At 39.7% G+C, this 16,016-nt stretch carries 15 protein-coding genes; all 15 read right to left on the bottom strand.

Annotation, left to right across the window (positions count from 1 at the left end; genetic code table 11):
• Nucleotides 1–2: 2 nt before the first annotated feature.
• The 15 genes from R4Z09_RS00305 to yabG all read right to left on the bottom strand — a co-directional run bounded on the left by R4Z09_RS00305 (nt 3) and on the right by yabG (nt 15,966).
• Nucleotides 3–1,613, bottom strand: coding sequence for a polysaccharide biosynthesis protein (locus tag R4Z09_RS00305; RefSeq protein WP_338450471.1), 1,611 nt, complete (start codon nt 1,611–1,613; stop codon nt 3–5).
• Nucleotides 1,614–1,743: 130 nt separating this feature from the next.
• Entirely contained in the window at nt 1,744–2,280 is a 537-nt protein-coding gene (gene spoVT / locus R4Z09_RS00300; RefSeq protein WP_338450470.1) for a stage V sporulation protein T, read from the bottom strand.
• A gap of 197 nt (nt 2,281–2,477) precedes the next feature.
• Complete coding sequence (gene mfd / locus R4Z09_RS00295; RefSeq protein WP_338450469.1) at nt 2,478–6,014, bottom strand: transcription-repair coupling factor; 3,537 nt, start codon at nt 6,012–6,014, stop codon at nt 2,478–2,480.
• 155 nt (nt 6,015–6,169) lie between these two features.
• A complete protein-coding gene (locus R4Z09_RS00290) occupies nt 6,170–6,400 on the bottom strand; it encodes an anti-sigma-F factor Fin family protein (RefSeq protein ID WP_338450468.1) in 231 nt (76 codons plus the stop codon).
• 140 nt (nt 6,401–6,540) lie between these two features.
• Nucleotides 6,541–7,098 (bottom strand): aminoacyl-tRNA hydrolase, encoded by a 558-nt coding sequence (gene pth / locus R4Z09_RS00285; protein ID WP_338450467.1) that lies wholly within the window; start codon nt 7,096–7,098, stop codon nt 6,541–6,543.
• Nucleotides 7,099–7,362: 264 nt separating this feature from the next.
• Complete coding sequence (locus R4Z09_RS00280) at nt 7,363–8,001, bottom strand: 50S ribosomal protein L25/general stress protein Ctc (protein WP_338450466.1); 639 nt, start codon at nt 7,999–8,001, stop codon at nt 7,363–7,365.
• 336 nt (nt 8,002–8,337) lie between these two features.
• The gene (locus R4Z09_RS00275) at nt 8,338–9,294 is read right to left on the bottom strand and encodes a ribose-phosphate diphosphokinase (protein WP_338450465.1); all 957 of its coding nucleotides are present in this window, start codon (nt 9,292–9,294) and stop codon (nt 8,338–8,340) included.
• A 15-nt stretch (nt 9,295–9,309) separates the two neighbouring features.
• Complete coding sequence (gene glmU / locus R4Z09_RS00270; protein ID WP_338450464.1) at nt 9,310–10,683, bottom strand: bifunctional UDP-N-acetylglucosamine diphosphorylase/glucosamine-1-phosphate N-acetyltransferase GlmU; 1,374 nt, start codon at nt 10,681–10,683, stop codon at nt 9,310–9,312.
• Nucleotides 10,684–10,923: 240 nt separating this feature from the next.
• Nucleotides 10,924–11,214 carry a septation regulator SpoVG gene (gene spoVG, locus R4Z09_RS00265; RefSeq protein WP_071393072.1) on the bottom strand — a complete coding sequence of 97 codons (291 nt, stop codon included), beginning with the start codon at nt 11,212–11,214 and terminating at the stop codon, nt 10,924–10,926.
• A 334-nt stretch (nt 11,215–11,548) separates the two neighbouring features.
• Nucleotides 11,549–11,923 carry a 2-iminobutanoate/2-iminopropanoate deaminase gene (gene ridA / locus R4Z09_RS00260; protein ID WP_338450463.1) on the bottom strand — a complete coding sequence of 125 codons (375 nt, stop codon included), beginning with the start codon at nt 11,921–11,923 and terminating at the stop codon, nt 11,549–11,551.
• A 22-nt stretch (nt 11,924–11,945) separates the two neighbouring features.
• Nucleotides 11,946–12,767, bottom strand: a complete 822-nt coding sequence (purR, locus tag R4Z09_RS00255; RefSeq protein WP_338450462.1) for a pur operon repressor — start codon at nt 12,765–12,767, stop codon at nt 11,946–11,948.
• Between the two features lie 61 nt (nt 12,768–12,828).
• Complete coding sequence (gene ispE, locus R4Z09_RS00250; RefSeq protein ID WP_338450461.1) at nt 12,829–13,698, bottom strand: 4-(cytidine 5'-diphospho)-2-C-methyl-D-erythritol kinase; 870 nt, start codon at nt 13,696–13,698, stop codon at nt 12,829–12,831.
• 300 nt (nt 13,699–13,998) lie between these two features.
• Entirely contained in the window at nt 13,999–14,178 is a 180-nt protein-coding gene (locus R4Z09_RS00245) for a small, acid-soluble spore protein, alpha/beta type (RefSeq protein WP_071393076.1), read from the bottom strand.
• A 336-nt stretch (nt 14,179–14,514) separates the two neighbouring features.
• Nucleotides 14,515–14,778, bottom strand: a complete 264-nt coding sequence (gene veg, locus R4Z09_RS00240) for a biofilm formation stimulator Veg (RefSeq protein ID WP_150442937.1) — start codon at nt 14,776–14,778, stop codon at nt 14,515–14,517.
• Between the two features lie 303 nt (nt 14,779–15,081).
• The gene (gene yabG / locus R4Z09_RS00235; protein ID WP_338450460.1) at nt 15,082–15,966 is read right to left on the bottom strand and encodes a sporulation peptidase YabG; all 885 of its coding nucleotides are present in this window, start codon (nt 15,964–15,966) and stop codon (nt 15,082–15,084) included.
• Between the last annotated feature and the right edge of the window lie 50 nt (nt 15,967–16,016).

Here is a 16,016-nt window from a genome sequence, read left to right as displayed (position 1 = left end):
CCCTAATCTCTCCTTTTTTTCTTTGGTAAAAACATAATCAGCTTACTTCCGAACGGCAATAAGGAAAGTTCACTCTCTTTAAATACATTTGACCGAAGGATCATTACCATATATGTTGCTCCCCCAAGAATGACGGCACTCAGCGCTTGAACACCGGCTGTAATCCTATCTGAAAACCTTAGCTCATACATAAAATCTGTGATAAATAAATAGACGTTCAGTACAATCAGCATAAGGATACTTGCGGTAAGAATCACCGCATAGAAGTGTTTGTTGATAATGAATTCTCCCATAATTGTATGTAGCTTAATCATAAATACAACTAAAATCACCGTTAAGGAAACGACGGAGGCAATAGCTGCTCCCATCGTCCCAAGCTTCGGGACAAGCAGATGATTTAACAAATACTTACACATAAACCCTGTGAGGATCGTAACAGCCGGGAATATAATATGTCCTAACCCCTGCAAAATGGCAGTAATCGTTATAATAATTGAACCAAGCAGGATTAATGCTCCAAGTACAGCCAATACATCTGAGCCCTCTGTATTTTCAAATAACATTCTATTTGTCGGGTTGATAATACCGTACAATCCTATAGTAGCCCCAACCCCGACCAATATACTCGATTTAAGTGCAAGCTCGATTTTCTCCTTTAGTATCCCGGAATTGTTCTGCATTTTTTCTTTTGTAATAAGCGGAACTAACGATAAGGACATCGATGTTGCAACGACTGTCCCAAGCTGGATAAGAGGCTGCCCACGATCATACACACCCTTCAATTCCTTTGCCCGATGACTTGCTGTTCCTGCATCAACCAAAAGGGAATACAAATTTAATGAATCAGCCAATTGAAGCAATATGAGCGGCATACTGCTGATGCAAATAGGCAGAGCGTACAGAATAAAAGCTTTAATAATTCTCCCGCTTTGCTGGAACAGTGCTGGCTTTTGTAAAGCATCTTTTTTTCTCGTCCGAAGCCAAAAAAATAGTAAGATAAGCGCGGCCGTTAATCCGCCTGTGATGGAACCAATAACCGCCCCACTACCGACGGTATAAAGAGAATACTGAAAATGAACAAGATAGACAGCAGACACCAAAATCGTAATGACCCTGATAAATTGTTCACCCACCTGTGAAACAGCCGTAGGGAGCATATAGCCGGAACCTTGAAAAAAACCTCTGAATAAAGAGATAACCGGTATGATTAAAAAAACAACCGCATTTAATTGCAACAACCGTGCAAGCTGAGGGTCGTTCATATAGCGTGCTAACCAACCCGCCCCTGCAAAGAGAAACACAAAACAGAGGAATCCAAACCCACATAAAAATAACATTGACACGAAGAATAGTTGTCTGAGATTACTCTTTTCTTTCTTCATGATTTCTTCAGCATATAATTTGGAAATGACAACTGGAAATCCGTATGTGGATAATACAACAGCTATTCCATAAAAGGGGTAAACCTGCTGGTAAATATAAAACCCAACATCCCCGACAATATTTTGAAAGGGAACCCTATAAAAGGCACTTAATATTTTCGTAAAAAGTGCACCGACAGTTAAAATAAGCGTTCCTCTAAATAAATACTTTCCTTGATCTTTGGGCTGCATTGCCATCTCCTTCCAAAATTGAAGTTCGTGAGTTATTATAGCATAATTTGCCTCAAGAAGCGCTCGTCTTAAAATCATAAAAGGGAAGCAGCTCTTAGACTGCTTCCCTTTGAAAATACTCATGTTCATGTTATGATTCCATTTGTCTGGCAAGAAAACCTGCTGCTGTTTCAACTGCCTTTTGTTCTACCTCGCCTAATGATCCATCCTTTGAAAAGATAATTACAGCGCCGATTGGATCGCCATTCGCGATAATCGGTCCAATGGTATAAGAAGAAATTTCCTCACTGTTGCCATCAACCAAGGCTGTTTCTCCAGGCTGGTTCATTAATACCGAAGTTCTTTCTTCCATTGTTTTCTCAATAAGGCTGCTTATATTTTTATTTAAATAGTCCTTCTTTGAACCACCGGCTGTAGCAATATAACTATCTCTATCACATATAAGAACAGGATTTCCAAGACTATCAAATAAAGCTTCGGCATATTCTTTTGCAAAATCACCTAATTCACTAATCGGGGAATATTTCTTCAAAATCACTTCTCCATCACGATCCACAAAGATCTCCAATGGATCACCTTCACGAATACGTAACGTTCTGCGAATTTCCTTTGGGATAACTACACGACCTAAATCATCGATTCGACGAACAATACCAGTTGCTTTCATCCAACGTTGCCTCTCTTTCATCTGATGATTTTTTGCATGTGGCAATGATTCATATTCCTCAATATGTAACCTTCGCCATATTTGAACTTAGTATCTTTCATATGGAAAGTTCTATACACTTACAATGACTTTTTCTTGACATGGTAATTACTTCCATACAAAAGATATCAGATGAAATTTCAGGTCAAACATTAATTTTACAACACAGATGGTGCGTTATCTTCTTTTATTTCATGCATTCCTTGAAGAATTTCATAGATGGCATTTAACCATAATTCCAATGCTGCTTTTTTGACATAAATGACCATCTTGAATTTACTGCCTTCCATGCCAAGGCCAACCATTCTTCCATATTGATTCGTTAGCTGAAACACTTTATGGCCATCAATGGTGCTGCTCTTTTCTTCCGATAAAAGGATCGTAACTTCATCTTTGACTTGTTTGATCAATTCTACACCTACTAATTGGGCAAAAACCTTAATTTCCGCAATTAAAAATAAGTAGGACACCTCAACCGGATATTCTCCAAAGCGGTCAACCATTTCCTCCTGCAGCTCTTTCACATCATCAAGATCGCTGATACCGCGGAAACGTTTATACATCTCAATTTTCTGTTGACCGTCTGCGATATAGGAGTCTGGAATGTAGGCATCAATATCCAAATCAATTTCTACTGATGGAGGCTTCACTTCCTCTGGATTACTTCTTCGTTCTTCAATGGCTTCTTTCAGCATTTGAGAGTAAAGATCAAAACCGACTGAATCAATAAATCCATGCTGCTGTGCACCCAAGAGATTACCTGCTCCACGTATGGATAAATCTCGCATCGCAATCTTAAATCCTGAGCCAAGCTCTGTAAATTCCTTAATGGCTTGCAGACGTCTTTCCGCTACCTCTGTCAGAACCTTATCTTTCCGATAAGTAAAGTATGCATAGGCAACCCGGTTAGAACGTCCAACCCGCCCCCTTAACTGATAAAGCTGTGAAAGTCCCATTTTGTCAGCATCATTGACAATCAACGTATTGACATTCGGAATATCAACCCCTGTTTCAATAATTGTGGTACTAACAAGGACATCACTTTCACCTTCCAAAAAGCTAAGCATAACAGATTCCAATTCGTTCTCACTCATTTGCCCATGAGCATAGCTTACCTTTGCATCCGGCACGAGCATGGAAATTTCCTCAGCCTTTCGTTCAATATCTTCGACTCTATTATAAAGAAAATACACCTGTCCGTCTCTTGCCAGCTCACGTTCAATCGCTTCCCTTACTAAAGCACCATTGTATTCCATCACATAGGTTTGGACAGGAAAACGATTTTCCGGAGGTGTTTCAATGACAGACAAATCCCTGACACCGAGCATCGACATATGAAGTGTCCTTGGAATTGGTGTCGCAGTTAAAGTTAAAACATCAACATTTGTCTTGAGCCTTTTAATTTTTTCTTTATGGCTGACACCAAAGCGCTGCTCTTCATCAATAATTAATAAGCCTAAATCATGATATTGTACTTCTTTAGATAACAGGCGGTGTGTGCCGACAACTACATCGACCGTTCCATTTTTTAACCCTTTAATTGTTTCTGTTTGCTGCTTTCTTGTGCGGAAGCGGCTCAGCAAGGCAATTTTAACAGGATAGTCTTGAAATCTCTCCAGCATGGTCTGATAATGCTGCTGCGCTAAAATCGTTGTTGGCACTAGTATCGCTACCTGCTTACCATCTGCAACGGCCTTAAAGGCAGCACGAATGGCCACTTCTGTTTTTCCGTAACCAACGTCACCGCAAAGCAGACGGTCCATCGGCCGTTCCTTTTCCATATCCTTTTTAATCTCCACAATGGAGCGGATCTGATCCTCTGTCTCCTGATATGGAAAAGATGATTCAAATTCACGCTGCAAATCCCCGTCAGGGCTGAAGGCATAGCCAACAGCAGCTTCCCGCTCTGCATACAGCTTGATTAGGTCTTCGGCAATATCTTCGACAGATGATTGAACCTTCTTCTTAACTTTTTTCCAATCACTGCCGCCTAATTTATAAATCTTCGGTTCTTTCCCCTCTGAACCGACATATTTCTGCACTAGGTTAATTTGATCGACTGGTACATAAAGTTTATCGCTTCCTTGATAGCGGATATGCAAATAGTCTTTATGGACACCATTGATCACAAGGGTCTCAATTCCTAAGTATTTCCCTATCCCATGATTTACATGGACAACATGATCTCCTACCTTTAATTCGGAGTAACTCTTAATTCTTTCCGCATTTGACAACTTCTGACGGCGGGGCGTACGTTTTGCCCGTTTGGTAAACAGCTCTTCTTCGGTAACAACTGCTACCTTTTGCAGCGGCAGTTCAAAGCCTGTAAGAAGGTCTCCCCGTACAATTTGCACCTTTCCGCTTTGAAGCCGGTCATCCGGGCTGGAAACAACCGACTCAATATCATAGTCTGAGAGGATTCGTTCAAGCCTATTAACACGTTCTTCATCCGAGCCAAGGAACACAACCGAGTAATGGTTTTTCACCCATCGGTCCACTTCTCCTTTTAGCACATTCATCTGACCATGGAAGTTTTGCATTTGCTTACAGGTCATATTAATAATATTTTGTGGATTTGTATTCGGCACATGGCGTAAAAAGAGCGATAAGTAAACAATTGGTAATTTTGAGCGGGACGTTAATTCTGATAATTGATGGGACATTTTAATCCCGTGAATGATATTACCTTCGCTCAATAAACCTGTATACCATTCTGCTTCTTCTTTTTCGAGTGACTCATTCATTTCCTGAACCCTGCTGATTTCATCGATAAAGAAAATAGCATTTCTTTCGCAATAGTCTACTAAACTACTAGCATGGTCATAGGCAAGAGATGAATATTTAAAAAGCTGTTCAGGCTTTTGCTTGTTTCTTAACTTCTCTAACTCATAACCAAGATTCTGAACAAGCTGTGCCTTTGCCTTTTCATCTTTAATCTTTTTGACACTATCCTTTAATCCATTCTCGAGTTTCTCAACCAAATGAGTGTATTGCATATCCTCGAGCGGCATTTCAGTAGCAGGTCCAATTGTAATCTCCATTCGTTTGTCAATGGATCGCTGATCCTCCAGGGAAAAGGTTCGAATCGAATCTACTTCGGTATCAAATAATTCCATTCTGATCGGATTTGCTTCTGTTAATGGAAAAACATCAATGATTCCGCCCCTTACGCTGAATTCACCGGGAGCCGAAATCATATCCGTACGCACATAGCCCATTTCAACAAATTGAGTAAGCTGTCCATCTATATTAATCTCGTCGCCAACCTTAATATGCATCTGATATCGTTTCCATACATCTGGAGGCGGAACCATTTTACGTAAACCAGCAATCGGGACAATGACAATACTATTTCTCTTTTGGCACAAATGATTTAAAACTTCAATTCGTTGTGCCCTTAACTCCGGACTGGCAACACTGATTTCCGCTCCAATTAGCTCATTTGCAGGATAGAGGAACACTTCTTCCTCACCGACAACTGAAACAAGATCATCAAATAATTTCTGGGCCTGTAATAAATTATGCGTTGCAATAAGAATTTGCTTTTTCGTTTTTTCATAGATAGATGCGATAAACAACGTTCTTGCAGAGCCGGACAGACCCGCAACAAGCTGCTCGCGTAGACCCGCATCTATGCCTTCTATAACGTTCCCTATATCTTCATGTTGATTAAAAAGGCTCTTTAGTCCTAACATCGCAGCCCCTCCCTCCAATATTGATCATTTTCACATCTGCCGTATATGATTACTCAGACATATATAGATCATTTTTTGTTAGTATATTTTTTCTTGATTGTTTGCTTTGTGATTACATCAAATAGAAAAACGCTTTGGAGTAAGATCCAAAGCTTTTAATGAATTAAGAAGTCATTTTGATAATATTCAGGATTTTTCTCAAGTGATTCCTGACAGTCTTCACAAATGGATTTGATATGGATATCACCTTGAGAATTGTAGGTAACCATATCCTGTCTTTCCTCATCGGATAATGTATTTAAACCGAGACGTTCTGATTCAATTGAAAATTGATCAAGTGTTCCTAGTTTGACTCCACAATGACGACAATGGTAATGAATAGCCATTCCTTACCTCCTAATAACGTTCTGTTACAGGACCCGCATGCTAAAAGTCATATACTTGCGAGTTTTACCAGTACTTGAACCGGTTCCTGTTCCTATTTTCCTACTTGTTATTATTGCCAAATCTTGTAGAAATCATTCGGTTAATTATACGTATTCATCACTTGTAAAAAAGGCTTCTTAATCCATTCTTCACAGGCATCGGCACTTTGCTCTACTGCCCCTTTAATTAATTCCTGCTCCTCTTTCGTAAAACGACCCAGAACATAATCGGTAATGGACATCCCATTAGATGGACGGTTAATTCCTATCCGGATCCGATTAAATTCCTGTGTCCCGATATGAGCAATTGTCGACTTAATTCCATTATGACCGCCGGCACTTCCTTTTTGACGGAGCCGTATTTTTCCGACTGGCAGATCCATATCGTCGTAGATGACAAGCAGATCCTCTGTTTCAATTTGGAAATAATCCATAATTGCCCGGATTGATTCACCGGACAGATTCATGTAGGTTAAGGGTTTTAACAAATAAACCTTCTCGCCGTCGACCAGCTTACTCCCATATATCCCTTTAAATTTAGCCTGTTCTAGAGAAATATGCAACCTCTCTGCCAAGGCATCAATTACTTCAAAGCCAATATTATGCCTTGTTTTGTCATACTCTTTCCCCGGATTGCCTAAACCAACTATCAGTTTCATATTTCCCACCCTTACGTTGACTTTCATTCAATTCATAGCAGCAATTCTAATTTATTATATAGGATTGATTAAAAAAGTGATGATCATAGGAATTGAATAGAGTAAAACAGATGATAAAAAACGTGGTCTTTTTATTAGGGGTATGAGAGGCTGTCAGAAGGAGAGACCCGTCAAATGGAATCATCCATGATGGATATCTCTCCTTTTCCAAAAAACCTCTGAATGTTTTAATAAACAAAGATACTACCCAAGAGATCCCCTTTTTTATCCCTCACCGGCAGTTTCATCTGATTGTTCCAGATTATCATGCGGTGCTTCGCTTTGCTTTTCACCTGTATCAATGACCTCTTCCTGGCGCGGAGCAAGAATAGAAGCGATTACCTCATCATCCTCATGATTAAAGGAAATAGAAGAATAATTTCCTTTAATATCCGCAATGGTCACCTTTTCTTCCACTTGTATATTTGTTACATCCACATCAATAGACTGTGGAATATTGGCCGGTGTAGCTGTGACGGAAATCTCATGCAACGATTGCTGCATAACACCGCCCTCTTTCACCCCAGCTGCATCTCCAACTAATGTTACTTTCACGTTTGCATTCAACTCTGTTGACATATCGACAGCACGAAAATCAACATGAACCAAAATGTTTTTTAACGGATCTGATTGATAATCAGTCAGAATCACATTCTGTTTGTTTCCCTCTACATCTAACGAGATGATTCCATTTCTTCCCACATCTCTAATTGTCTTAATGAGGTCTTTTTCACTTAAATAAATAGACTTACTTTCCTTTTTAGCTCCATAGATAACGCCAGGAATATTTCCTTCCTTCCGGATTTTATTCAAGGCAGAATGACGAAAAACCTTTCTTTCCTTTGCTTGTAATACTGCGTTCATAATAATGTCCCCTTCCAATGGTTTGGAGTCTAGCTACAGGCGCCATCAGCTCTTTAGTCTAAGCCAAACCGTCAAGGAGGTTAAAGAACAACCTCCATGCCGGCTCGTCTTATGCTTTCCGCCGATAGGCAGGCGCCTCCGCATTTCAATGTCCATTATAAAAATTCCCCAAAACAGGAAGGTCTAAACATTCAATTTGAAAAAGGAAATAGACTGATTTATACTTAGTTATTAAATAGTTTAAATTTTCAAAACAAAACATTCAAGTAAAACCTGCTGTTTGTGCTAAAATTACATATAAGGCTTGCCAAATAGCAAGCCTTATGTACACAATTTTTAGTCAAACAGAATACTTACAGATTGTTCTTCATGAACACGGATAATCGCCTCTGCCAATAATGAAGCAACAGAAAGATTTTTGATTTTGTCGATTTTCTTTTCTTCTGGAAGAGCGATAGAGTTTGTCACAACAAGCTCTTTGATCTTTGAATTCTCAATTCTTTCAATCGCAGGTCCAGATAAAACTGGATGCGTACAGCAAGCATAGACTTCAGTAGCGCCGCTTTCCACTAATGCGTTAGCAGCTAACGTGATTGTTCCAGCTGTATCAATAATATCATCAATTAGAATACAAACTTTTCCTTCAACATTACCAACAATATTCATTACTTCTGCCACATTTGGTCTTGGACGGCGTTTATCAATAATCGCAATTGGTGCTTTTAAGCGGTCTGCTAATTTTCTAGCGCGTACCACACCGCCATGGTCAGGAGATACAACCACAACGTCACCGTTATATTCACGATTTTTGAAATACTCTGCTAAGATCGGCACACCCATTAAATGATCGATCGGAATGTCGAAAAATCCTTGAATTTGCGGTGCATGCAGGTCTAATGTGATCACACGTGTTGCACCAGCAGTTTCGATTAGGTTTGCAACTAATTTAGCTGTAATTGGTTCACGTGCGCGTGCTTTACGGTCCTGACGTGCATAACCGTAGTATGGCATCACAACATTAATCGTTTTTGCGGAAGCGCGTTTTAAAGCATCAATCATGATTAAAAGTTCCATTAAGTAATCATTTATTGGGGTATTCGTTGATTGAATAACGAATACATCACAACCGCGAATACTTTCTTCAATGTTAATCTGGATCTCTCCATCACTAAAACGGGAAACAGAACACTTTCCAAGTTCTACACCAATTACCTCCGCAATTTGGCTTGCAAGCTCCCTGTTTGAGTTTAACGAAAATACTTTTAAATTAGGATCCAAATACTGATTTGACATGGTAACCTCCAATGGTTATTTATTTACATTTAGCTTTTTCACGTAATTCTCTTTATTTACTTGACGGGAGCGGGCCACTGCAAGTGCTTCACCAGGTACATTTTTTGTAATCGTTGAACCTGCCGCTACATAAGCACCTTTCCCAACCGTCACAGGAGCGACAAGATTAGAATTGCAGCCAATGAAAACTCCATCCTCTATTTTTGTCAGATACTTATTTTTACCATCATAGTTGACTGTTATAGAGCCACAGCCGATGTTCACATCGCTTCCAACCTCTGCATCGCCAATATAGCTTAAGTGTGAAGCTTTGCTGCCTTTACCGAATACAGCTTTTTTAATTTCAACGAAATTTCCTATCTTCACATCATCATATATCGCAGAATCCGGCCGAATATGGGCAAAAGGACCAATATTGACATGGGAGCCAATTTGACTGTCATGTGCAACAGATTGTCTAATGACTGTAGCATCACCAATTTGGCAGTCCTTTATTTCACTATTTGGACCAATTTGACTATCGGAACCAATGATTGTTTTCCCGCTTATCATCGTTCCAGGCATAATGACTGTATCAGGACCAATTTCTACATCTGCTCCAATATAGGTATTGCATGGGTCGATAATCGTCACACCATTTTTCATATGCTGACGATTAATTCGCTGCTTCATGATTGTTTCTGCTTCAGAAAGTGCAACACGATCATTAACTCCCAGCGTTTCCGAAAAGTCGGCTGTTTTGAAGGCAGTTACTACTTCACCTTTGTTTTTTAAGATCTCAATCACATCTGGTAAATAATATTCACCTTGAACATTATCATTTGTGACCTCATTTAACGCTTCGAATAAAGCCTGATTATCGAAGCAGTACGTTCCAGTATTAATCTCTGCAATGAACCGTTCCTCTTCAGATGCATCTTTATGCTCAACAATTTTTTCAACTAGGCCTGCTTCATTCCTTACGATGCGACCATAGCCGGTTGGATCATCTGCTTGAGCTGTTAAGACTGTGACTTTTGCCCCTTTTTCTTCATGATGCTTAAATAAAGCTTCTATTGTTTCAGCTTTAATTAGAGGAGTGTCACCGCATACTACGAGAGTAGTCCCTTGCTTCCCGCTGAGTAATTCCTTGGCCTGCAACACTGCATGACCGGTTCCAAGCTGTTCTTCCTGTAGAACATATTCACTTTGATTACCTAGCTGGGCCTTTACCATCTCTGCTCCATGGCCAATAATCGTAACTGTTTTATCTATATGAAGCTTTGAAATTTGATCAACTACATGTTGAACCATAGGTTTGCCGCAAACAGGATGCAGGACTTTATACAGCTTTGATTTCATTCTAGTCCCTTGACCTGCGGCTAATATGATTGCATAACGAGTAAGCATGTACAGGCCTCCAATTACCTTTTTATCCATTTAAAAATATATCTTAAATAACGCTTCATTTCAAGGCATGAAATTAATAACCATTCTTTTTATGAAGTCATTAAGTTGGTTTGCCCGGCAGAAAATAATAATAATGAAGTCATTTTGGTGGGTTAGGATAGTAGATCGTGTGCGGAGGTTAACAAAAAAAAGAGCCTTTCTTTTGAAGAAGGCTCTAGATGTTCAATTGTTTTTTAATTTCTAAGAAGCACCTGCTTCTTCAAATTCCACTTCTACTTCGCCTAGGCGATGATATTCAGCTAATACAGCTTCCTGAATCTTACCGCGTGTTCCCGAGTTGATTGGGTGGGCGATATCGCGAAATTCACCATCCGGTGTACGTTTACTTGGCATTGCAACAAATAAACCATTATTTCCATCAATGACGCGGATATCATGAACAACAAACTCGTTATCCAACGTAATAGATGCGATCGCTCTCATGCGTCCATCCGTATTAACACGGCGTAATCTTACGTCAGTTACTTCCATTTTGTTCACCACCTTTGCACAAAGATAAATTCACTAAGATATAGATTCAACAGAATTTTCTTAATTCCTGCTAGATTAAATATTTTTTTAAAAAAAATTGGGAAAAAATTTCAACTTATCAAAATATAATCCGTCTTGCTAAGATAAATTCCACAGTCATAGAAAAGCGTAAGTGCCTGATCTGCTTTAAGGCTGTAATAAGATGAGCCGTCAAGAAGGTTGTTCTTTAACCTTCTTGACGACTTGGCAAGACCCAAGAGGGCTGGCTGCTTGCGCTGGACCACTATCAATATTAATAAGTTATACCTTTTATCTTTAATAAAAAACGCTCGTCTTACTTGACGAGCGCAATAACTTCGATTTCTACTAATGCATCTTTAGGTAAACGTGCAACTTCTACACATGAACGTGCCGGCTTATGCGTAGAGAAGTATTCACCATACACTTCATTTACTGCTCCAAAGTCGTTCATATCTTTAATAAATACAGTTGTCTTAACTACAGTTTCCAATGAGGCTCCAGCTTCCTTCAAAACTGCCTGCAGGTTTTTAAATACTTGATGTGTTTGTTCCTTTACATCACCATTAACCATTTCGCCTGCGGCAGTTAATGGAATTTGACCAGAACTGTAAAAAACATTATTAACGATAATCCCTTGTGAATATGGTCCAATTGCTGCTGGTGCTTCTGTTGTACTAACTACTTTCATCTGTTCTCCTCCTATATCTCTGTTAATTATTTTGAAAATAATTACCTTCTATCACTTTAATCTGCTTTTGTTTTAAATCAACTTCTGAAAGCTTAATTAAAGAAAGGTAATTATCCACTAAACGTTCATCTGCCTGCTCTGCTTCAACAAGCACAGCAATTCCGGCCACATTTGCCCGAAATTCTTCGAGCATTGAAACCATGCCGTTCACGGTGCCACCGGCTTTCATAAAATCGTCAATGATTAAAACATTTGATCCCTCTGCAAGACTTCGCTTCGATAGGACCATTGTCTGAATCCTTTTGGATGATCCGGATACATAGTTAATGCTGACGGTCGGGCCCTCTGTTACTAAACTATCTCTTCTAACGATCACAACCGGAACATTTAGATAGCTGCCAACCGCATAGGCAAGCGGTATTCCCTTTGTTGCAACTGTCATGACTACATCAATAGCCGTATTGACATAGGCGGAAGCAATCATTCTTCCCACCTTTTGCACAATAGCCGGATTTCCTAAAATATCGTTCATGAATAAATAACCACCTGGCAGAATCCGGCCTGGGTCTGTCATGAGATCACAAAGCTCTCTAATAAATAATAGGGCTTCCTCTTTGTTCACTTGAACTTGAAACTTGACCCCTCCAGCTGCACCTGCAACCGTTTGCAGCGTACCGATTCCTCTTTCTTCGAACACCTCTTTAATAATAGCTAAATCCTCGCTTATGGAAGATTTAGCCGAGCTGTATCGTTCTGCAAAAACGGTTAGAGGAACTAATTGTCGAGGATGAGCTAATAAATAATCCGTCATATCAATTAATCGTTCACTGCGACGAAATTTCACCCAAGAATACCTCCCTTAAAATCCGAATAATTTAATGTTAATATAACACTAATATACGGATTTAATCAAGGGGATGTTGTTCTCCGAGCATTCGAACAGCAAAAACCTGGTCACAGAAACCCCTTAATCCGTTATACACTCGCTGCATTCTCGAATCATGCTGAACAAGACCAAAAACAGTTGGCCCGCTTCCGCTCATTAATACTGCATCTGCTCCAAAGCGCTTCATCTGGTCTTTTATTAAAGCCACCTCCGGGTGAAGTTTCAATGTCACATCCTCAAGAACATTGCCAAGGTTAGCACAAACGCTTGAAAAGTCATTAGCCTCAATTGCCTGAATCATTGCCTTCGTATTCGGATGAGTAATCCTTGCCAGTTCTAAGCGTCGGTATACGTCTGCTGTTGAGACCCCGATAAAGGGCTTTGCCAGCACAACCCAGCAGGTAGGAGGTGCTGGCAAGGGTGTGATCATTTCTCCCCTCCCTTTAGCCAATGCTGTCCCTCCATATACGCAAAAAGATACATCCGAACCGATTTCCGCTCCCAGTTCAGCTAATTCATGTATCGTGAGCCCTAAGTCCCAAAGCTTATTTAAGCCTCTTAGAGCTGCGGCTGCATCACTGCTTCCGCCTGCTAACCCTGCTGCAACAGGTATCGTTTTTTCAATTGTAATCGCTGCTCCCTTTTCGACAGAAAAACGATCCTTCAACAAACGTGCAGCTTGATAGGCTAAATTTCTTTGATCATCCGGAACAAATCGATTGTGTGAAATAATTTTAATTTCATCACGTTCTAATAATGCTAATTCCAGGCGATCGGCCAAATCAATCGTTGTCATTATCATTTCTACCTCATGATAACCATCGGGACGTTTATGTAAAACATCTAATGACAAATTAATTTTTGCCGGCGCTTTTACTAAAAGCTTCAAAAACTCCACCAACCTTTATGTAGAAAGCTACCATCAGCTGAATTAGGTCTAGACAGAGTGCCGATTGAGGTATCATCCGACCAAACTGATGGTAAGACGAATTTCAGTATAGACAAAATTCGACGTCTCCAGTTTTTGTCCTATTTTACCACAAAACAGGGAAGGTAAGACAATACATCCATATAATTCTTTTATATTACACAAAAAAGCCGGAGAATGCACTCCGGCCTGCCGTGATGAATCCATTTTAGTTAATAAGTTTGTTACTTTACATCCGTAACATCTGGCAATGAAAAGAGTTTAACGTCGATTGTTTAAAAGATTCTGTTCAGCTATTTCAATAGCACGTTTGACCATATTACCTGCATCCCTAGCTTTAATGCCGCCCCAGCCTTCTTTTTGAACGACATCATAGAAGCCAAGCTCCTTTGCAAGCTCCTCTTTTAATCCCTCTGACATAATTCCTCTTCTTCTGCCCAACCTTAACAGCTCCTTTCATCATCCCGGCATTATGTATTATGAAGCCGCCCTCACGTATTTATGAGTGGCTATTTTTTGAAAACACGAAAAGCGCAAGCGCCTGATCATCCTAAAGGCTGCAATAAGACAAGCCGGCATGAAGGTGGTTCTTTACCTTCTTGACGATTGGCTAGACCCAAGAGGGGCTGGCTGCTTGCGCTAGACCACTATCTATGTTGAAGATTAAACCCTTTTTCTACAAAAATAAGATGAGCCGAGGAGAAGAAAAAAATAAAGCCTTCTCATCGGCTCATCTTACACTTACCGAAATGTGATGCTGCCATCACTTTACGTTTATTAACTTAAAGCAACCTGTCCTGATGTATCTTCATAGAACGTAATTTGCACCGTTTCTGTTAAAACATCAGCATAGCTATATGAAACACGTTCAAAAGCATTCTCTTCCTGATCTAGTTCAATTACAAACACAGAAGGATAAGTTTCTGCTAAAACTCCCGAACGCTCAATTGTCTTACGTCTACCACCGTTTGCCTTGAGCAAAAGTCTTTTTCCTAAATTTGAATCAAGAGCCTTTTTTATATCCGTTAAAGTTTTTGCCATTTCGGTCCACCTCACTATGTAAAATTATACAACAACGAAGCAAAAAAGTCAACCAAAAATATAAATTATAACAGTCTTTAAAAATAATTGTCAATAACTATCGATAGACAAATTACTTTTTTTTTCTACAATAATATCTTTCCCTATTTACAGCAAAATATGTATGGACCTGCCAATGCAATTTCCTCACATTCATGGAATATCTTACCTAAGCAACTCATATAATATATGCTGCAGGTTCCTATTTGGTTCTAACTTTTAAGTTATTGTAAAAATGAATAAGCCGTTTTTCGTAGGAACGGCTTATTCGACTTGGTTAACATCCCCATTGAACGGCATACCGGTCCTTAGAATTCCCCTTGTTTCAATTCCACCAAGCCCTTTTTCACCTGTTAACGTATTACGAAGGACATCCCAAACATTGATTCTCTCCATAAATGGTGTAAAGCTGATTTTTGCCACAATATAAACCGGGTCTAATGCATGGATATTTACTCTGGAAGGGGAACTAGCAAAGTTCGCACCAGCATAGATTAATGATTCAAAGTGGGACTGGCATGCACCGGCAAAAATCACAAGCTGGTCTAAAGAAGGGATTTTCTTGCGTGCCTCCCGGACCGTTTGAACAAAATCCTTTGAGTGTCGATACGAATTAATATCACTTATATCACCTTTGGCCTTTGAATATGCATCATGCCCAGTAATGACTAGAATATCCGGACGGTAATGATCGATTAAGGGACCGATCTTAGCAGCCATTTCCTTTTCATTACAATGAACTCCATTTACCGGAATGCCGATTTTCTCGTAAAGCGTTAAGCATTTTTTTAAATAAATCGGGTCTCCATCCAAGTGAAGCACCTTTCCGGGAATCTGAAAGTAATTTAACGTCTTGGTGTATCCTCCTGTTGACTCATATTCATGCTTTTCCTTCAATAGGTCGACATCCTGTCGAAATAACTCAAAGGACTGCTCTTCAAGCGAGCGAAACTGCATTGACTTTTTTGTTCGCTCGGATTGATTCACGATAATCAAATCCTCAAAAGGAGCGTCAGCTATTAATCGGTAATCCTGACCATAAAGAACCGCAATCCTTTGATGACCATGTCCTTTAATATCAATGACGCGAAATAAAATATCGCAATGATATGATTTCCTGCCAACAATGTCATTTTTTTTAATACTCATTGGCACCACTCCATTTGTCAGCATACAGATAAAAGCTTAAAGCACCCGAT

This window comes from Niallia oryzisoli (genome assembly GCF_036670025.1).
GTDB lineage: Bacteria > Bacillota > Bacilli > Bacillales > Cytobacillaceae > Bacillus_BD > Bacillus_BD oryzisoli.
Note: the sequence above shows the minus strand (reverse complement) of the source record. Positions and strands in the feature narration are given on the sequence as shown.